At 66.0% G+C, this 18,061-nt stretch carries 15 protein-coding genes and 1 pseudogene; 7 read left to right on the forward strand and 9 right to left on the reverse strand.

What is annotated here, in order from left to right; all coding sequences use genetic code 11:
- Window positions 1–10 precede the first annotated feature (10 nt).
- Complete coding sequence (locus PU724_RS09830; RefSeq protein WP_354420321.1) at window positions 11–2,152, reverse strand: hydantoinase/oxoprolinase family protein; 2,142 nt, start codon at window positions 2,150–2,152, stop codon at window positions 11–13.
- A gap of 110 nt (window positions 2,153–2,262) precedes the next feature.
- Here PU724_RS09830 and PU724_RS09835 point away from each other — a divergent pair, with 110 nt between their 5' ends.
- The 5 genes from PU724_RS09835 to PU724_RS09855 all read left to right on the forward strand — a co-directional run bounded on the left by PU724_RS09835 (window position 2,263) and on the right by PU724_RS09855 (window position 8,644).
- Window positions 2,263–3,042 carry a helix-turn-helix transcriptional regulator gene (locus PU724_RS09835; RefSeq protein WP_127391359.1) on the forward strand — a complete coding sequence of 260 codons (780 nt, stop codon included), beginning with the start codon at window positions 2,263–2,265 and terminating at the stop codon, window positions 3,040–3,042.
- A 91-nt stretch (window positions 3,043–3,133) separates the two neighbouring features.
- Window positions 3,134–4,063 (forward strand): TIR domain-containing protein, encoded by a 930-nt coding sequence (locus tag PU724_RS09840; protein WP_127283226.1) that lies wholly within the window; start codon window positions 3,134–3,136, stop codon window positions 4,061–4,063.
- Between the two features lie 207 nt (window positions 4,064–4,270).
- Window positions 4,271–4,921: a bifunctional DNA primase/polymerase gene (locus tag PU724_RS09845; protein WP_354420322.1), complete on the forward strand. Its 651-nt coding sequence runs from the start codon at window positions 4,271–4,273 to the stop codon at window positions 4,919–4,921.
- Window positions 4,918–7,038 (forward strand): glycosyltransferase, encoded by a 2,121-nt coding sequence (locus PU724_RS09850; RefSeq protein ID WP_354420323.1) that lies wholly within the window; start codon window positions 4,918–4,920, stop codon window positions 7,036–7,038. Before PU724_RS09845 ends, PU724_RS09850 begins: the two co-directional genes overlap by 4 nt.
- Before the next feature lie 40 nt (window positions 7,039–7,078).
- The gene (locus tag PU724_RS09855) at window positions 7,079–8,644 is read left to right on the forward strand and encodes a glycosyltransferase (protein WP_354420324.1); all 1,566 of its coding nucleotides are present in this window, start codon (window positions 7,079–7,081) and stop codon (window positions 8,642–8,644) included.
- Between the two features lie 20 nt (window positions 8,645–8,664).
- Here the strand turns inward: PU724_RS09855 and PU724_RS09860 are convergent, their stop codons facing one another.
- The 8 genes and pseudogenes from PU724_RS09860 to PU724_RS09895 form a co-directional block, all read right to left on the reverse strand.
- Window positions 8,665–9,246 carry a glycosyltransferase family 10 domain-containing protein gene (locus tag PU724_RS09860; protein WP_426213165.1) on the reverse strand — a complete coding sequence of 194 codons (582 nt, stop codon included), beginning with the start codon at window positions 9,244–9,246 and terminating at the stop codon, window positions 8,665–8,667.
- A gap of 153 nt (window positions 9,247–9,399) precedes the next feature.
- Window positions 9,400–9,657 (reverse strand): annotated as a pseudogene (locus PU724_RS09865) (glycosyltransferase family 10 domain-containing protein); the annotation flags it as partial.
- 94 nt (window positions 9,658–9,751) lie between these two features.
- Window positions 9,752–10,339, reverse strand: a complete 588-nt coding sequence (locus PU724_RS09870; RefSeq protein ID WP_292102938.1) for a DUF1349 domain-containing protein — start codon at window positions 10,337–10,339, stop codon at window positions 9,752–9,754.
- Between the two features lie 121 nt (window positions 10,340–10,460).
- Window positions 10,461–11,900 (reverse strand): aldehyde dehydrogenase family protein, encoded by a 1,440-nt coding sequence (locus PU724_RS09875; RefSeq protein ID WP_354420326.1) that lies wholly within the window; start codon window positions 11,898–11,900, stop codon window positions 10,461–10,463.
- 174 nt (window positions 11,901–12,074) lie between these two features.
- Entirely contained in the window at window positions 12,075–12,560 is a 486-nt protein-coding gene (locus tag PU724_RS09880) for a hypothetical protein (protein ID WP_354420327.1), read from the reverse strand.
- A 123-nt stretch (window positions 12,561–12,683) separates the two neighbouring features.
- Window positions 12,684–13,577 carry a sugar phosphate isomerase/epimerase family protein gene (locus tag PU724_RS09885; RefSeq protein ID WP_354420328.1) on the reverse strand — a complete coding sequence of 298 codons (894 nt, stop codon included), beginning with the start codon at window positions 13,575–13,577 and terminating at the stop codon, window positions 12,684–12,686.
- A gap of 22 nt (window positions 13,578–13,599) precedes the next feature.
- Window positions 13,600–14,976, reverse strand: a complete 1,377-nt coding sequence (locus PU724_RS09890) for an FGGY-family carbohydrate kinase (protein WP_354420329.1) — start codon at window positions 14,974–14,976, stop codon at window positions 13,600–13,602.
- Window positions 14,973–15,755: a DeoR/GlpR family DNA-binding transcription regulator gene (locus PU724_RS09895; RefSeq protein ID WP_354420330.1), complete on the reverse strand. Its 783-nt coding sequence runs from the start codon at window positions 15,753–15,755 to the stop codon at window positions 14,973–14,975. The genes PU724_RS09890 and PU724_RS09895 overlap by 4 nt, the downstream gene beginning before the upstream one ends.
- A 183-nt stretch (window positions 15,756–15,938) precedes the next feature.
- On the opposite strand from PU724_RS09895, the gene PU724_RS09900 reads away from it, so the two are divergent.
- Together PU724_RS09900 and PU724_RS09905 are read left to right on the forward strand one after the other, a co-directional pair.
- Complete coding sequence (locus tag PU724_RS09900; protein ID WP_354420331.1) at window positions 15,939–17,213, forward strand: FGGY-family carbohydrate kinase; 1,275 nt, start codon at window positions 15,939–15,941, stop codon at window positions 17,211–17,213.
- Complete coding sequence (locus PU724_RS09905) at window positions 17,210–18,061, forward strand: TIGR01459 family HAD-type hydrolase (protein WP_354420332.1); 852 nt, start codon at window positions 17,210–17,212, stop codon at window positions 18,059–18,061. The genes PU724_RS09900 and PU724_RS09905 overlap by 4 nt, the downstream gene beginning before the upstream one ends.

Consider the following 18,061-nt stretch of genomic DNA (forward strand, 5'->3'; position numbering starts at 1 on the left):
TTCGCCCTTCTCAAGCGTGGGAGTAGTGGAGCAGCGTCCATTCATCGACGAAGACGCGGTCCTGCGGGTGGACGACGAGCGTCGTCGCCGGATGTTCGATGATGGCCGGGCCGATGACTTCGTGGCCGGGCTGCAGCAAGTCCATCTCGTAGAGATTGGCCTTGTGCCAGCGGCCGCCGATATAGGCTTCGCGCAAGCCCTTGTGGGCGGCGGCCGGATCCGGCTTGCTGAGCGGCCGCTTGACCAGCATCGGTTTGACCTTGTCGGCGGTGGCGATCAGCCCGAGCTCGGTGATCGAGAAGCCGGCTTCGCCATAGCGCGAGACGCGGTGGTTGACCTTGGCGTAGACCGCCTCGAACTCGGCGATGACCCTGCGCATGTCGTCGGCCGAAGCGATCGCCGACAGCGGCGCCATCACCTCGACATCCTCGAGCTGGCCGGTGTAGCGCATCATCAGGAACGGCACGGTCCTGACCTTGTCCAGCGCATGGCCGTCGGCAACCATTTCGTCGACCGCCGCCCTGGTCAGATCGTTCCAGACGGCCGTGACCTTGGCGCCGAAGGCCTGCAGCTCGTCGTCGCTGGCGCGCGCGCCGATGTCGATCTGCGTCGACACCGAATGGCGGCGCATGAAGTCGGCGGTGGTGCAGCCGAAGGCCGAGAAGGCTGCGGCGAACTGGAAGGTGATGATGTCCTTGAAGCCGATGCCCCTGCAGCAGCCGGCAAGATGCAGCGGCCCGGAGCCGCCATAGGACAGAAGCGTGAACTCCGACGGATGGATGCCTTGTCCGGAGATGACGCGGCGCAGCGCGTTGTTGGCGTCGGCCTCGAGCATCTCGATCATGCCTTCGGCGGCTTCCTCGACGCCGACGCCGAGCACGCGGGCGCATTTCTCCTCAAAGGCCTTCCGCGCCTTCTCGACCTGCAGCACGACCTTGCCGCCGAGGAAGTAATGCGGGTTCAACCGGCCCAGAATGGCGTCGCAGTCGGCGATGGTCGGCTCGGTGCCGCCCTTGGCGAAGCAGATCGGTCCGGGATCGGAGCCGGCGCTTTCCGGTCCGAGCGAAACCTTGCGGGTGAGCGGATCGACCTTGAGGATCATGCCGGCGCCGGCGCCGATCGTATCAAGATGCAGCGTCGGCACGTTGAGCTTGAAACGGTCCATAAGCGGCTCGTTCTCGATCCGCGTCTGGCCGCGCGTGATGACGCCCATGTCGAAGGAGGTGCCGCCCATGTCCGAGCAGATCAGCGAGTCGTTGGCGATCAGCTTGCCGACATAGGCAGCACCCAGGATGCCGCCGATCGGCCCGGAGATCATGGTCTCGTGCAGGCGAGGATGGTTGATCGAGGTCAGACCGCCGAACGAGAGCAGCGTCTGCACGCCGTATTTGAAGCCGTATTTCTTGGAGACGTCCTCGATGCCCTTGAGCTGCTTGCGGCCGCGCGAAGTGGCGTAGGCCTCGATCAGCACCGAGTTCAGCCGCGACTGCTCGCGGATGACCGGACGCACCTGATGGCTGGTGTAGACGAGGATGTCGGCGCCGGCGGCGGCGATTTCCTCGCGGCAGATTTCGGCGATGCGCTTCTCATGCGCCGGATTGACGTGCGAGAAGACGGTCATGATGCAGATCGCCTCGACCTTGTCGGCGATCAGCTTCTTGGCCGCCGCGTGCGCCTCGTGCTCGTAGAGCGGCAGGATGACGTCGCCGAACTGGTCGATGCGTTCTGTCACGCCATGGGTGCGGCGGCGCGGCACCAGCGGATCAGGATGATGGTGGGTGACCGCATGCAGGCGGTCGGCATAGGAATAGTCCGCCCAGGCCTGCAGGCCGCGGCCCATCAGGATCATGTCCTCGAGGCCTTTGGTGGTGATCAGGCCGAGTTTGCGGCCGGTGCGCGACAACAGCGTGTTGAGCATGCCGGTGCCGGAGTAGAGCACCACGTTGACGCCCGAAAACAGGTCCTGCAGCGAGATGCCCCAGGCATCGGCCGCGTCCTCTGCCGAGGCGAGGAAGCCCTCGGCCTCGTTCTTCGGCGTGGTCGCCGACTTGCCGATCTTGAAGTGACCGTCCTGATCGACAAGGATCGTGTCGGTCATGGTGCCGCCGGCGTCGATGCCGATGACGATTGGATTGGTGGTGATCTGGTCCACGGGTCGCTTTCCCTTGCCGAGAATGACCGCAGGCTAGATTCGATCGGCCCGATCGCGCCATATGCCTAAAGACACAATGACGCTTGGGCCGGGTTCGCCGAGAAAAGGGCATGCGCATGGGCACTATCTGGGCGCCGCTGGCCAGGGCGATCGCCGCCACCGGCACGGACCGGCATGTCGACTGCCTGATCGACCTGATCGGCGCCGACATCGCGCATGACCTGGTCACGGTCACCCGCTATTCGGCGACGACGACACCCGAATTCGTCAAGCATCGGCGCTTTTCGGACGAGATGGTGCGACGCTATCTCGCCAGCTACTACATCTTCGACCCCTTCTATGCCTCCTGGCGGCAGGAGCGCCGGCTGGGCATCCTGCCTCTGAAGCATTTCGCCGACGACAGGGCCAAGCGCGGGCAATACATAGCCGGTTTCCTGGCGCAGTCGGAGATCTGCGACGAGGTCGGCATCATGCTGTCCGACGGCGGCGACTGGTGCCTCGGCATCTTCCTCGATCGCTCGACCGCGTCGTTCAAGGACAGCGAGATCGCGCTGCTCGTCGAGCGGTTGCCGGTGTTCGAGGCACTGCATGCGCTGGACATCAAGGCGCGCGGCAGCGCGTTTTCCCGAACATCGACCCCCACAGGCCCCGGTGCCTCGCCTCAGCAGAAACCGACTGTCCCGGCGAGCCTCTGGCCGGAACTTTCGCTGCGCGAAAGAGAGCTGGTCCAGCTGGTGCTGGCCGGGCATCCGACCGCCAACATCGCCGAGCGCCTCGGCATCACCGTCGGCACCGTCAAGAACCATCGCCGGCGGATCTATGAGAAGCTCGACATCACCACCGAGCGCGAGCTGTTCCTGCAGTTTTTCCAGCACCCGACAGAGAGATAGCGGCAAACACCGCATCGCACTGCCGTCGTTGCAATGAGATAGGTCATCCGCCTACGCTATGGGGAGTGTTCGTTGCGCCGGAGGGAACGGAATGGCCAAACCTCGTATCTTTCTCGGTTCGTCGGGGAAACAGAAGAAGCTGTTGCAGGCGCTGACGCGCGGCCTCGAGGACATCGCCCATGTCGAGCCGTGGACGACGGTTTTCAATCCCGGAACGACAACGCTGGGACGCCTCCTCGAGCTGACGCGCGAGGTCGACTTCGCCGCGTTCGTGTTCGCTCAGGACGACTGGACGAGCGCGGGCCAGCCGGAATCGACCGCCACTGTTCCCGCCCAGGCTTCGCCGCGGGACAATGTGGTGTTCGAGGCTGGGCTGTTCGGCGGGGTGCTGGGGATGCGGCGGACATTCATCCTGCATGCCAACGGCGCCAAGCTGCCGAGCGACCTGCTCGGCCTGACGTCGGTACGCTATGGCGAGGCCACGAGCGCCGCGGAGACGCGGGCGATCAACCAAAAACTGCGGAACGCCATCGAAAATGAGGGACGGGTCGCCCGTATCGAGGGATTCTGGTGGCAATTTTCCCTGACGGAGCGCACAGCGAGGGAGCCTTCCGCCGTCAGTCTGCTGAAAGTTTCGCGGGACCGCAACGGCGCGCTGGAGCTGAACGGCCGCTCATGGCAGGAAAATGGCAGCCTGTCAGCCCGATACTGGAGCGAGGCGACGAAGGAGAAGGGCGAGTCTGCTGGCATCTTCTACTATTGGAACGGCGAACGGCCCCTCGACGCAAACGCGCCGCAGCTCTACGGGACGGGCGAGATAAAGCTGGAGTCCGCCGATCGCGCATCCGGGTACTTCACGACGCGTTCGGATACGAACTCAGAGGTGAATGCACGAACCTCCGGCGTCTATTTGCGCGCCGATCCGGAGGACCTGACCATCCTGGACGGAAACGACAATCAGCGGCGCGTGGAATTGATCGCCGAGCGCCTGAACCACTGGAAATCGATCAAGAACATTTGACGTTGGGTTATCCCCCGGTCCACCCGACAGCTATAGACGGCGGACTGAACGCGGTCGCGCCGCCCGATCGAGATGCCTGCACAATCGCGTGAAGGGACTGGAAGCGGAAAGGGGCCAGGCGGCGGCGAATGCACCAATGCTTGACGAACGGGCTGTTCGGCTAAAGAGATTGGGCAGGGAATTTCATGGTCGCGGAACATTTGTCGGATGCAGCCCCGAATACTGACCGACTACGCAGTCCGGCTGCTGACGCAGGGCTATGTCTGCCTGCCGCTTCGTGCCGGCGGCAAGCATCTCGACCTCGCGGCGATGGGCTATGACCCCTTGCATCTGCCCAGCCAGCGCAAGGATCTGAAAGAGCTTGCCTTCTGTTCGATAAGCTTTCAGCTGTCGCAGAAACCGCCAAGCGCCGACGATGTCGGACGCTGGTTTGGCGACTTCTCCGGCAATGTCGGCCTGCTTGCGGGCCTGGCCAATCTGTTGATCCTGGATTTCGACGACATTGCCGCCTACCTGAGCTGGCGGCGCCGCCATGACGCCGTGGCAAGCCGCACACCGGTGGCAAGATCGCCGAGCGGTTTCCATGTCTATCTGCGGACACGCGAGCCGATGGTGTCGTCGAGCCTCTATTGCGGCTTACGCAGGATAGGTCACCTCAAGGCGCTTGGCGGCTATATCGTCGCCTGCCCCTCCGTGCTGAGGGACGGCTCATCCTATAGCTGGCTGGAGGGCCAGTCGCCCTTCGATGTCGAGCCGCAGCCGATCGAGAGCCTTGCCAGCCTGTCGCTGCGCCAGGTCTCGCCGTTCAAGCACTATTACGACCACATGCTGAAGCGCGGCTTCTTCGAGCGGCAATGAGCAGGGAAGCAGCCGCTGATATCACGGTCGTCATTCCGGCGAAGAACGCCGCCGCGACGATCGACGCCGCGCTGGGCAGCCTCGCCCCCGACGGCGCGCTGATCCGCGAGGTTCTGCTCGTCGACGATGGTTGCGACGATCGGACCGCGACCGTCGCGGCCGAAAGCGCGGTGCGGCACGGCTTGCCGCTGGAGGTCGTAGCCGGGCGCTTCGGCGGGGCGGGCGCCGCGCGCAATGCCGGCATGGCGCGCGCATGCGGCAGGTTCCTGTTCTTCCTCGACGCCGATGACGAGGTGATCGAGGGCGGCCTGACGCAACTGCGTGAGGCGTTCGAGCGCCATCCGAAAGCAGGCGTCGCGGTCGGGGCCAGCATCCGGCGCACGGCTGGGCGACCGGACAAGATGAAGACACCGCACGGCTACGCCAGCGACAGGACCGAGAATACCCGGCGCTACCTCCGCAACGAGCTGTGGCCGATCGCCATGGGGAGCGCGCTGGTGGCGCGAGCGGCGACGGCCGGCATCCGCTTTCCGGAGGCGATCGGCCTCGACGAGGACACGTGCTTCTGGACAGCCGTTCTGGCGCGCGCCGACGTCATCAGCATCGCGGCGCCGGTGCTCCTCTATCATCTCGATGAAACCAGGATGGCGCGGCGCTTCATCACGGCGCCGCGCGCGACGTTCCTTGCCGTAGCGCTGGCGCTGAACCGGCTCGCGGCTCACGGCGTCGACCGGAAGGCGCTGCAGTGGCGAAAGGCCTGGATCGCGCAGCGGATCGCGCGCCAGCTGATCAAGCACAGGATGATTGCCGACGCGGGCGGCATGATGCGGGCCGTGCGCGCGCACGAAGCGTTGGGCCGAGCCCGGAAGGCATGGCAATACCGCGCCCGCATCCGCCTGGCGCAGCTGGCCCCGGCAAGGCCCCCGGCGCCATCGCTTCCGGCATCCGGCAGACCGAGGCGGACCCTGGTGGTTTGCCACGAACCGGCCTTTCCGCCGGTGTCGGGCGCCGATCTGCGAAATTTCGACAATGCCATGGCGGCGGCCGAACTCGGACCGGTCCGCCTCGTCTCGATCCAGCCACGGGCCGATGATGCGCAGCCGCTCCCCAGCGCTATCAGCGTGGCCGCGCTGACGAATGCGGACGAACCGCGCGCTCCGGCGCTCGGCTGGCGGCGAGCCAGGGGCGAGGGCCGGATTCCGCACCCGGCGCTCACCCGCCTCAAGGCGCTCGTTCGCGAGTTCCGCCCCGACACCATCATCGTCGAGGGCATTGCGCTGTTCCGATTGCTTCGGCCGCTGCGACCGCTGGCCGGGCAGCTCGTCCTCGACATGCACAATGTCGAATCGGATCTCGCCGGACAATTGGAGCTGGCCGATGGTTCGCGGGTCAGCGCGCCCGGCCTCAAACGCCTCGAGCGAAAGGCCGCCGGGATCGTCGACAGGATCTGGGTCTGCTCTCGTCTCGACCGTGAAAGGCTGTCTTCCGGAACGGCGCCGATCGACATCGTTCCGAACGGCATTCCGCGGGCCGAGGCCATGCCGGCGGCGTTGCCGGCGCAGCCCACGTTTGCAGACGGGTTTCCGGTTGTTCTGCTTGTCGGCCATCTCGGATACAGGCCGAATGTCGAAGCCGCCGAGCGCCTGGTGCGCAACATCCTGCCGCGCATCCGGCAAGCGCTGCCGGCGGCGAGCGTTGTCCTTGCCGGCCGTGCGCCCAAGCCGGCCGTGCGGGCGCTCGCCGGGCTGGACGGCGTTTCGCTCGTCGAGGAACCGGGCGACACCAGGCCGCTCCTGGCCAGGGCTCACCTCAGCATCGTTCCGCTGTCGTCGGGCGGCGGCACGCGCATCAAGATCCTTGAGGCGATGGCTTGCGGCGTTCCGGTGGTGGCGACGCCGCTGGCAGTGGAGGGCCTCGATCTGATCGAGGACGAAGAGGTGCTGCTGTCGGAGTCGGACGAGGGGCTGGCGGAGATGGCGATCGCCCTGTGCAGCGACCCGGCCCGCCTCGCCCGACAGCGCGCTCGCGCGCATGCGACCGTCTGGTCACGATTCGGGCCGCAAGCCATAAGAGAGGCCGTCCGCGACGGCCTTGGACCGGACGGGGCCGGCCAATGACGACAACAGCGTCTTCAACGTCCCGCCCGATGAGCCGCCGATGATCCCCAAGATCCTGCACCAGACCTGGAAGACCGACAGCATCCCGGCTCGCTTCCAGGCCTATGTCGAGAGCTGGAAGCGGCTTCATCCGGATTGGACGGTGATGTTCTGGAATGACCGGATGCTGCTCGAATTCGTCGCCCGGCACTATCCGGACTTCCTGCCGATCTTTTGCAGCTATTCGCAAGGTGTGCTGCGCGCCGACGCGGGACGCTATCTGCTGCTGCATCATTTCGGCGGCGTCTATGCCGACATCGACTGCGAATGCGTGGCACCCTTCGACCCCTTGACGGGCGAGGATCGCATCGTGGTCTGCAGGGAGCCGGACACGCATGCGCGGGTGCAGGCGGGTTTCCGCGGACTGCCTTACCTGTTGTTCAATGGTACGATCGCCAGCCCGCCCGGTCACCCGTTCTGGCTGCATCTCCTGTCCTTCCTGCCGGGATTGGCCCACGCCAAGGAAGCGATCGACGCGACCGGTCCCAGCGTGATGACCTCCGCCCAGCTCTGCTATGGCGATCAATCGGCGTTCGCCATCCATCCTTCGGCGCTGTTCGCGCCGGTGGACTCGTCGGGGCGCAGAGACGGCGACGATGGGCCGACGCTGTCCATTCACCATTGGGCGGGCACATGGTGGACACCCATGCCGGCGCCGCGATGGCGGGACAGGGTCCGCACTCAGGTCTACCGATACTGGCACCAACTGAGCCGTGGCGCGTATCTGGATGAGGTGACGGCCAAGCGCAGCGTCAGCCAGGCGGTGCTTTCGGCGCCGCCGCCGACGGGCCGCAACGTCGCCATGCTGGTGCCGCTGCGCGACGCGGCCGACCATATCCGGCCGTTTCTCGACGCCGTCGGCGCGCTCGACTACCCGAAGGACAGGATCAAGCTGGTCTTCTGCGAGGGCGACAGCGCGGACGGAAGCTGGGAACGATTGCAGCGGGCGGTGGCGCCGCTTGCCGGGACATATCGCGACATCGTTCTGCTGCAGAAGCAGACGGGCACCAGCCTCGATCGCGCGAAGCGGGCGCGGCCAAAGCTGCAGCGCGCGCGGCGCGGCGCCATCGCCAAGGTGCGCAACCACCTGATCGACCATGGCCTGGCGCCGGATGATGACTGGGCGCTCTGGGTGGACATCGATGTCTGGCGGTTCCCGGACGATGTTCTAAGCCGGCTTGTCGGAACCGGTCATCGCATCGCGGTCCCGCATTGCGTGAAGATAGCCGGCGGCGACAGTTTCGACCTGAACTCCTTCATCAGCGTTCGGCCGGAAAAGGACTATCGCTACTATCGCCAGATCCATGGCGGCCTCTACCAGCCGCCGGCGCGGTCCTACAGCCGCCTCCATCTCAGCGATCTCAGGCATCTCGACATTGTCGGGCTCGACGGTGTCGGCGGAACCATGCTGCTCGTCGACGCGGCCCTGCATCGCGGCGGTCTGCGCTTTCCCGAAATCCCCTATCACGACCTGATCGAGACCGAAGCCTTCGGCGTGCTGGCCAACGAGCTGGGCATCCGGCCGGTCGGCCTGCCCAAACTCGAAATCCTGCACGTGCCTTGGTGAACGGCCGTGCCCGCCCCGCATCAACGGCGACGGTGCGCCTTCCACCAGCGGCGCAGCCTGGTGCGCAGGAAGGAAAGGCCGCCAAACGGCAGTGACGGGCGGCCGGCCGACAGGCCTTGACCTTGCTGAAGGCGCTGATGCACACGCTCGGCCAGCCGGCATTTGGCCGGCGTTTCCAGGAGCGCCAGGCGGCTGGCGAGGGGCCCCGGCAGCGGTTGCGAGCGCCAGGCGAAATAGGCTTCGTAGGCCTGAGGCGTCTCCAGCAGATGGCGGAGATAAGCGGCAAGCTCGGCCGGCGTGCCGAACGCCGTCGCGTCGATGTAGGAATTGGCGGGGACGAACTCGCCGACATTGGGGGCGCCGAGATAGACCGGCACGCTGCCTGCACAGAGCGGATCGAAGATCTTCTCGGTGACATAGTCGGGCGCGATCGAATTCTCCAGCGCCAGGCAGAAGTGGTATCGCCCTATGGTCTCGATCTTGGTCTGCGATCCGAGATCGGGGCCTTCGATCTGTCGCGTGGGACGATAGCGGCCATAGGAATCGACGCCGATATGCCCGGCAAGCTCGGCTGCGAACGCCCCACGGCCGCTAAGGTCGATGCTTGCGGACTGGAAACGCACCACCGGGGCGCTCTCGGTCTTGGACGGTATCGCGCTGTTGCGTATCGCCTCCCACCAGCTCGCCTCCTGAAGATAGGGTGTCCAGATGTCCGATCCGGACTCATGCGTCATCGTGAGATCGAAATGCCGCATGAAGCCGGGAGCGGCGGCGCGTGGATAGTTCTGCGGGTTCTCCATCGACCACGCGACCCATGTCTGGCCGGGATATTTGCGGGCGTCGCCGATCTCGCGGTAATCCGGAAGGTGGAACACCACCGCCGCGGCTTCGGCAAGGCGGCGGCGGTCATTGGTCCATTCGAATGGCACCGCGCAAGCGGGGATGGCCGATATGTCGACCGGCTTGCCGAAGAAGGTCGTGTAGAAAAGGATGAGCGGATGGTTCGATGGCATGAAGACGCTTTCAAAGCGCGGGAGCCGCTTTCGTATACGCTTTCGGCCCGGCTTTGGAAAAGGACCTCCGATTATCCGCTCGGCCAAGGCGGCCCTAGTCGTGAAGCTCCCTGGCGATGGGCGGACCGATCGAAAAATCCGAAAAGGTGACCTCGAAGCCTTCACGCTGCGGCGAGCAGCACATCATGCCGACATCGACCGATTTCGAGGCCGGGAAATAGGCGAGCCGCACCGGCCTCCAATGGCCGTCGGCGGCGTCCAGATACTGGATGCGGATAGCCTCGGCGTGGCGGGTCAAGCGGATCCTGACGCCGTTGGGATCGGCAGCAATGCTGACCAGCGACCAGTCCGAGGTATCGTTGGTAACGACGACCGAGAAATAGGCCAGCCCGTCGGTGTATTCGATGCCCGCCTTGATCCAGTGCGTTTCGCTCAGCCGCACCATCAGCCCGGCCTGGTCGTAGAGCACCCGATAGTCGCCCTTGACCGTGACCTCGGCGCTGAAATCGCCGGCGACCGGCCGATAGAGGAAATGGCCGTTGTCGTGCCGGAAGCCATAGAAGGTCTCGCGCCAGAAGTCGGTTTCCTTGCCGGTGCGCACATGCACGGTGCCGCCGGCAAAGTCGTGGTGCGGCGGCGGGTTGAGCCAGGTCAGGTCCGCTTTCCAATCTGTCGTCGACATGCTCGCCTGCCTGGTTCCTCCCGTCGTCGCCAGCTTGCCTTATTGTTTAGACGCAATTCCGGACGGAAGGCTACGGCGACGTCGCCGAGCTCAACCGTTTCACACTTTTCCTGGAATTGCTTTAGCCGGCGAATGTATAGGCCGTCTTCACGGTGGTGTAGAACTCCATGGCGTAGCGGCCCTGCTCGCGCGGGCCGTAGCTCGAGCCCTTGCGACCGCCGAACGGCACGTGAAAGTCGACGCCGGCGGTCGGCAGGTTGACCATGACCATGCCGGCTTCCGAATTGCGCTTGAAATGCGTGGCGTGCTTGAGGCTGGTGGTGCAGATGCCGGAGGTCAGGCCGAACGGCGTATCGTTGGCAACAGTCAGCGCCTCGTCATAGTCCTTGACGCGGATGACGTTGGCGACCGGTCCGAAGATCTCCTCGCGCGAGATGCGCATGGCATTGGTGGCGCCGACAAACAAAGCCGGCTGCAGGTAGAAACCCGGCGTCTCGCGGCCCAGCCGCTCGCCGCCGAAGGCAAGCTCGGCGCCTTCCTGGCGGCCGATGGCGATGTAGTCCTCGTCCTGTTTCAGCTGCGTGGCGTCGACGACCGGTCCGATCTGGGTCTTGGCGTCGAGCGCATCGCCGATGACGAGCTTCTCCATGCGCTCCTTCAGCGCGGCGACGAAGCGGTCGTGGATGCCGTCGGTGACGACGATGCGAGACGAGGCCGTGCAGCGCTGGCCGGTGGAGAAATAGGCGCCGTTGAGCGCGCAATCGACGGCGACCGCCAGATCGGCGTCATCGAGCACGACGAGCGGGTTCTTGCCGCCCATTTCGAGCTGGAACTTGCGCATGTGCTCGACGCTGGCGGCGGCGACGCGTTTTCCCGTGCCGACCGAGCCGGTGAAGGAGATGGCGTTGACGTCCGGGCTGTCGAGCATGGCCTGGCCGACCACCGAGCCCTTGCCCATGACCAGGTTGAGCACGCCCTTGGGCAGGCCGGCGCGGTGCAGGATGTCGACGATGGTCCAGGCGCTTTCCGGCACCAGCTCGGCCGGCTTGAAGACGATGGTGTTGCCGTAGGCCAGCGCCGGCGCGATCTTCCAGGCCGGGATCGCGATCGGGAAATTCCACGGCGTGATGATGCCGACCACGCCGACGCCCTCGCGGGTCATCTCTACGCCGACGCCCGGCCGCACGCTCGGCACCAGCTCGCCCGCCAGACGCAGCGTCTCACCGGCGAAGAAATCGAAGATCTGGGCGGCTCTTATCGTTTCGCCGATGCCTTCGGCCAGCGTCTTGCCTTCCTCGCGGGCGAGCGCGCGGCCGATCTCGTCTTTGCGCGCGGTGATCTCGTCGGCAGCCTTCCTCAGCACCGCGTGGCGGACGAGCGGCGCCGAGCGCGACCAGGCCGGGAAGGCCGCCTTGGCGGCGGCGATCGCCTGACGCGCCCCATCCGGTCCGGCGGAGGCATATTCGCCAACGACATCGCCGGTGTTGGAGGGGTTGATGTTGCGGGAGCCGGCCTCGCCCACCCAGTCGCCATCGATGAGGTTCTTACGAAACAGGGTCATGGTTTTTCCTTGTGAAGCTTTGCTGGCGGCCTTGTCCGCCGCGGTCATCTCTCAGTCAAGCCATTTATCAGACAAATGATGACGGCGAGAAGGCGGGCATGGATCGGAATAGCCGATGGCGCGGGCCGATGAAAGCCCGCGCCTGTCCGCCTTGCCGAACCGACATATGGGTGGTCAGGCCGGGAAGGTCCAGAACAGGCAGGCCAGCGTCGCCGCGGCAAAGACGACGAAGAACAGGCTTCTCAGCAGGATATTGCGGCGCAGCTCGTTCATGGCGAGGTGGGCCGCGACGATGGCCGCGACGAACAGGAAGCGCCAGTTGACCAGCGCCCACAGCACGCCGCCCTGGCCGAAGGCCCATCTGGCGACGAGGCAGCCGACGATGGTGGCAAACAGCGCGACCGTCGCCCAGAACAGCGCATCGGCGGCGTTGGTAAGCACGATGCTGGCGGCGCGCAATGGCAGGATCATCATGAAGAGCGCGCTGAAGAAATAGACGGCGGCCAGCGGAACGAAGGAGCCGGCATCGGCGATGCCGTCGAGGCGTTTCACGCCGAAAGCGCCGTAGGGATAGCCGTGCCTGGCGACCGCCAGCGAAAGCGCCATGAGCAGGGCGGTGAGCACCGCGACCAACGCGAAAGTGGTAAGGGCCTTGCTCATGCCGTTCCTGCTCCTGCTCTCCGGGCCATGACCGGGGACGAATCAAACAGGGACGATCTTAATCGAATGCGGTCGTAAAATTACCCGCAAGCTTCAAGGCAGCAGTAGGTGCCAGCCGGAGCCTCAAGGCCTCTGCGTCGCCGTGACCAGCTCGGCCTTGCGCCGCGCCGTCTCCAGCCCGACCGCGATGAAGCGGCGGGCATGGCGGGCGAGCTCCATATTGTCGGTCCACAGATTGCGCCAGATCGCCGTCTTCTTCGACAGGTTCTCGTCGACGATCTCCGAGGAAAAGGATTCGAAGCTGAGGTCGTCGTCGTAGCCGATGGCGGTCAGCGCATCGAATATCGCGGCGAAATCGATGCTGCCGGTGCCGAGGAAGCCGCGATGGCTCTCGCCGATATGGACATAGCCTATCTTGGCCGCGGCGTTGCGGATGGCCAGGGCGGCATCGGCCTCCTCGATGTTCATGTGGAAGGTGTCGAGGTGCAGGAAGATGTTGTCGGAGCCGGTGTCCTCGATGAAGGCCAGTCCCTGCGCGGCGGTGTTGAGCAGATTGCTCTCGAAGCGGTTGACGATCTCAAGGTTCAGGGTGACGCCGGCGGCCTTGGCCGTCTCCGCCACCTTGGCCAGCGTTGCGGCGCTGCGGGTCCACTGGTCGCGCGTCGGCGCCTCGGTCTGCAGGCCGTGGCTGGTCGACAGTATGCCGCCCACCTTGCGGCCGCCGAGATCGCGGGTGAGCGCGATGGTGCGGTTGAGGATGTCGACGCCGCGCGCGGCGACCGCCCTGTCGGCGCTCGAGATATCGCCGTCGGCCGGCAGCCCGATGCTGATCGCGACACCAAGATCGAGATCGGCGATGCGCCTGGCGAGCCGGCCGATATCGACATTGGCGGGGTCGAGATAGGAGAACTCGATCAGGTCGAAGCCGGCTTCCTTCGTGTTGGCCAGCGTGCGCTCGAGATCCGCTTGCGCCGAGCTCGCCGACCAGACGAAGGAGTGGATACCAATGCGCGCCATGATCGTCTCCATCTGCTCAAATCTATCGTGCCGCAGTGCGGCCCTTGCCGTTCTCGGCGCCGATCGCAAGATCGCGCCAGCGATCACGATAGCCGGCTAACCCGGCAAAGTGCGCGGCATCAACGGGCTCCGGCGTTTCGGCCGCCATGCCGCGACCGGCGCTCTCGAAGGCGAGCGCCGCGGCGCCCGTGGCGCTGCCTTCCAGCGTGGCGCCCTGCAGGAAGGGCTGGCCCGGTCGTAGCTGCGCCAGCAGGCTGGCGAGCAGGCCGCCCGCGTTCAGCCCGCCATCGACGATGACGGTGTCTTTGGAATGGATCAGGTCGAGCGACAGATCGACCATCAGCGCCACATAGAGCAGCGCCACCGCAGCGCGTTCTTCGCTGTCGGGCGCGCCGCCGATCACTTCGCCGACGCGATCAGGCATCGGACCGCCCGGCGCGAAGCTGGGCAGGGCCATTATGCCGGCGTCGATCACCCGCTGTATCGAAGCCGGCGATATCGCGCCTTGCCAGCCGGCGCTGATCACCGCGAATTCGCGCCCACCCATGAAACGGATGGTCGGCACCGGACCGCCGTCGACATCGACATTGACCAGCATGTCGCGGTCACGGTCGAGCACGTCCAGCGGACAATCGGGGTTGAGCACGACCACCCAGGTGCCGGTCGAGACCACGGTGAGCGATCCAAGCTGCTGCCGGCGATAGGCATGGAGCGCGGCATTGGAGTCATGGACGCCGTTATGGATGGCGATCGGCCTGCCGGCCTTGCCGAAGTTCCGCTCGCCGATAGCGGCGCCGGCGCGCCCGAAGGCCGGCATGCGGCCGCGCCAGCCCTCGGCATCGACCAGCGAGGAGAAGTCGCGCCGGCGCGGCGCCCACAGATGCGAATGGCAGCCGAGATAGGACACTTCCGAGACGGCGCGGCCGCCGAAACGCCAGCTCCAATATTGCGGATAGCCGAGGATCGATGTCGCCGAGGCGAAGGCGCCGGGCTCGACCTCGTTCAGCCACAGCATGTGGCGGCCATAGTTGAAGCCGAGCGGAAGGCGCGGCGAGAAGGTCTCAGAGAAATCCGGGATGCGGCGATCGATGCGCGCCGCGACCTCGGCAGGCGGCTCCTGTTCGTAATCGAGGATCGGATGCGTCAGTGCCGTATCATCGACCAGGGCGAAGGTGCAGCCATGGCCGGAGACCATCAGCCCTTCGACGCCGTGACTGTCGACCGCTTCGTCGACGGCAGCGAGCGCCCAGTCATGCAGTGCTGCCTCATCGAGCACGCTGAAGTTGCCCGCATGTGTCCAGACCGGCTTGGTCCGGCGCTCGCCGAGGATGCGCCCGTCCTCATCGAAGACGAACAGCTTCGAATTGGTCTTGCCGAAATCGAGCACGGCCAGTTTCACCGGATGGCTCCCGAGGACGTGGCGATGCGGACCGCGACGCCGGCATCTTCCAGCATGCGCGCGTCGGTGTCGGACAGGCCGTCATCGGTGACCAGCGTGCCGATGCGCGACAGCGGCAGCGCGACATTGCGGGCGTGGATCGACAGCTTGCGGCTGTCGGCCAGCACCACGATCTGGTCGGCGCACAGGCTCAAATCGACGATCGAGCGGACCAGCAGCGGGTGCGATTCCAGCACGCCTTCCTGGCTGAGCCCCTGGGCGCCGAGGAAGAATTTCGAGGCGTAGAAAGGTGCCGCCTGGGCGAGCGAATGGATGATGCCGGGCTCGCGATGCAGGTCGCCGCCGGCGATCGTCAGGCTGCAATGGCCGTGATCGCTGAGATAGGCGGCGAGCGGCATGGAATTGGTGAAGAGGCGGATGTTGCGGTCGCCAAGCCTGACGCCGAGATGGAAGCAGGTCGAGCCGCCATGGACGATGATCGCCTCGCCGTCGCGCACCATGGTCGCGGCAAGCGCGGCGATGCGCCGCTTGGCCTCGACCGCGAGATCGCGGTTCTCGTCATAGGGCCTGGCGTAGGCGATGCCGGCCTGCGCGGCGCCATCGAGTGCCGAGATGCCGCCATAGACCTTGCGCGCCTCGCCGGCGCCGTCAATCTTGTCGATGTCGCGCCGGATCGTCGCCGCCGAAACGCCAAGCCGCTGCTGCAACTCGCGCACCGAGGCGAAGGGGCGGTCCCGCAAGATCTCGACGATCTGACGTTGGCGGCCGGAGTCGCTCAACTTTTCCTCCCGGATGTCGCTTGGCGTAACTTACTCAAGCTGTAGGCGACAGCAAAGCCATTTCTGACGAAGGAAGATCATGATTGACGTAGATCGCTCGCATCTGCGATACCGACGTCGGTTCCCTTGCAGGGATTTCGAGCGGAAAGCGCGACGCGGCCGGCAGTTGCGAAGGACAGCGACATGGCGCCATTGGCCATAGGCATCGACATCGGCACCTCAGGCGCGCGCGCCGTCGCCATGCGTCCGGATTTCTCCATCGCCTCGCGCGCCGCCGTGCCGCTCGACCGCTTTGGCGCCAACGGCCGCGACCCCGCCGTCTGGTGGGCGGCGGTCGAGGCGACATTGAAGGAATTGCTCTCCGGCATCGACCGCGCGGCGGTGCGTTCGATCGCGGTCGACGGCACCTCGGGCACCGTGCTGCCGGTCGACTCCGTCGGACGGCCGCTGGCCGAGCCGCTGATGTACAACGACAAGGTTTTGGACGACGCGATCCTCGTCGTGATCGCCCGCGAGGCGCCGGAAGCAAGTGCTGCACATGGCGCGACATCGGGCCTCGCCAAGGCGCTGGCGTTCCAGTTCGTTCCCGGCGTTGCCAGGATGCTGCACCAGGCCGACTGGATCGCCGGGCAATTCTCGGGCCGCTTCGATGTCAGCGACGAGAACAACAGCCTCAAGACCGGCTACGATGTCGAGGCCGGCCGCTGGCCGGACTGGATCGCGGCGACAGGCATGCGCATGGAGCTGCTGCCCGAAGTCACCAGGCCGGGCAGCGTGACCGGCCGGCTCACCGCCAGCGCCGCCGGGCTGTTCGGCCTTGCGCGAGACGTCGTGGTGGTTGCCGGAACGACGGATGGCTGCGCCTCGTTCCTGGCCACCGGCGCCACGGCCGCCGGCGAAGGCGTCACGGCGCTCGGCTCGTCGCTCACCATCAAGATCCTCTCCGACCGGCCGATCTCGGCGCCACGCTACGGCATCTACAGCCACCGTCTCGGTGATGCCTGGCTGGCGGGCGGCGCGTCGAATTCCGGCGGCAAGGTGCTTGCCCAGCATTTTTCCGTCGCGCGCATCATCGAGCTGAGCGCCGCGATAGACCCGGCGACCGAAACCGGCCTCGACTACTATCCGCTCGGCATATCCGGCGAGCGCTTCCCCATCGCGGATCCGGCGCTGCCGCCGCGGCTCGAGCCGCGACCCCAGTCCGAAGCCGACTATCTGAAAGCCATGCTGGAAGGCATCGCCGGCATCGAAGCGCTCGGCTATAGGAGGCTTGCCGAGCTCGGCGCGCCAAAACTGACCTCGGTGCGCAGCGTCGGCGGCGGCGCCGCCAATGCCGCATGGACCGCGATCCGCCAGCGCAAGCTCGGCGTCGATTTCCTGGCCGCGCTGTCCGACGAAGCCGCCGCCGGCACGGCGCGGCTGGCGCTCAAGGGCGCAAGCGAAGCGGGGCTGCTGTGAGCGCGAAACAGGCCAGACATCTCGACGGGGTTGCCGCGCTGGCCGAGTGCTACAGCGTGTTCCTGCTAGACCAGTTCGGGGTGCTGCACGACGGACAGCAGCCGTATCCCGGCGCGGTGGAGACCCTGTCCGCGCTGAAGCGCGCCGGCAAGGCGGTGATCCTGATCTCGAATTCCGGCAAGCGGGCGGAGCCGAACGAGCGCCGCCTGCTGAAGCTCGGCTTCGAAGCTGGAAGCTGGGATCATTTCGTCTCCTCCGGCGAGGTGGCGTGGCGCGCCTTCCACGACATGGCGGCCACGGGCGCGCTGAGGGCCGGCACCAAATGCCTGCTGATCAGCCGCGACGATGACCGCTCGGCGATCGACGGGCTGCCGCTTGCTCTGACCGACACCGGCAACGACGCCGAGTTGGTGCTGATTTCCGCCAGCGAAGGCGATCGCTACGACCGCGATCACTATCGCACTCTGCTAGCTCCGGCGGCGGCGCGGCGGGTGCCGTGCTTCTGCACCAATCCCGACCGGATCATGCTGACGGCTGTCGGATCGCGCTTCGGCGCCGGCGAACTCGCCGATCTCTACGAAAGCCTCGGCGGCAACGTCACCCGCATCGGCAAGCCCTACCCGGCGATCTACGAGGCGGCGCTGGCGCTGGCCGGCAATCCGGATCGCGGCAGCGTGGTCTGTGTCGGCGACAGCGTCGAGCACGACATCGCCGGCGGCGCCGGCGCAGGCGTCGCGACCGCGCTGGTGCGGTCGGGGATATTGGCCGACGTCGACGACCTCAGCGCGCTCTTCGATCAAGAAGGCGCGTACCCCGACTATACGCTGCACGCGTTCCGCTGGCGCTGA

The organism is Mesorhizobium abyssinicae (genome assembly GCF_049887195.1).
GTDB classification, from domain to species: domain Bacteria; phylum Pseudomonadota; class Alphaproteobacteria; order Rhizobiales; family Rhizobiaceae; genus Mesorhizobium; species Mesorhizobium abyssinicae.

Bases quoted from the DNA above. Each gene is read 5' to 3' on its own strand.
- PU724_RS09835 (WP_127391359.1), top strand. From the start codon at position 2,263: ATGCGCATGGGCACTATCTGGGCGCCGCTGGCCAGGGCGATCGCCGCC.
- PU724_RS09840 (WP_127283226.1), top strand. From the start codon at position 3,134: ATGGCCAAACCTCGTATCTTTCTCGGTTCGTCGGGGAAACAGAAGAAG.
- PU724_RS09845 (WP_354420322.1), top strand. From the start codon at position 4,271: ATGCAGCCCCGAATACTGACCGACTACGCAGTCCGGCTGCTGACGCAG.
- PU724_RS09850 (WP_354420323.1), top strand. From the start codon at position 4,918: ATGAGCAGGGAAGCAGCCGCTGATATCACGGTCGTCATTCCGGCGAAG.
- PU724_RS09855 (WP_354420324.1), top strand. From the start codon at position 7,079: ATGATCCCCAAGATCCTGCACCAGACCTGGAAGACCGACAGCATCCCG.
- PU724_RS09870 (WP_292102938.1), bottom strand. From the start codon at position 10,339: ATGTCGACGACAGATTGGAAAGCGGACCTGACCTGGCTCAACCCGCCG.
- PU724_RS09875 (WP_354420326.1), bottom strand. From the start codon at position 11,900: ATGACCCTGTTTCGTAAGAACCTCATCGATGGCGACTGGGTGGGCGAG.
- PU724_RS09880 (WP_354420327.1), bottom strand. From the start codon at position 12,560: ATGAGCAAGGCCCTTACCACTTTCGCGTTGGTCGCGGTGCTCACCGCC.
- PU724_RS09885 (WP_354420328.1), bottom strand. From the start codon at position 13,577: ATGGCGCGCATTGGTATCCACTCCTTCGTCTGGTCGGCGAGCTCGGCG.
- PU724_RS09900 (WP_354420331.1), top strand. From the start codon at position 15,939: ATGGCGCCATTGGCCATAGGCATCGACATCGGCACCTCAGGCGCGCGC.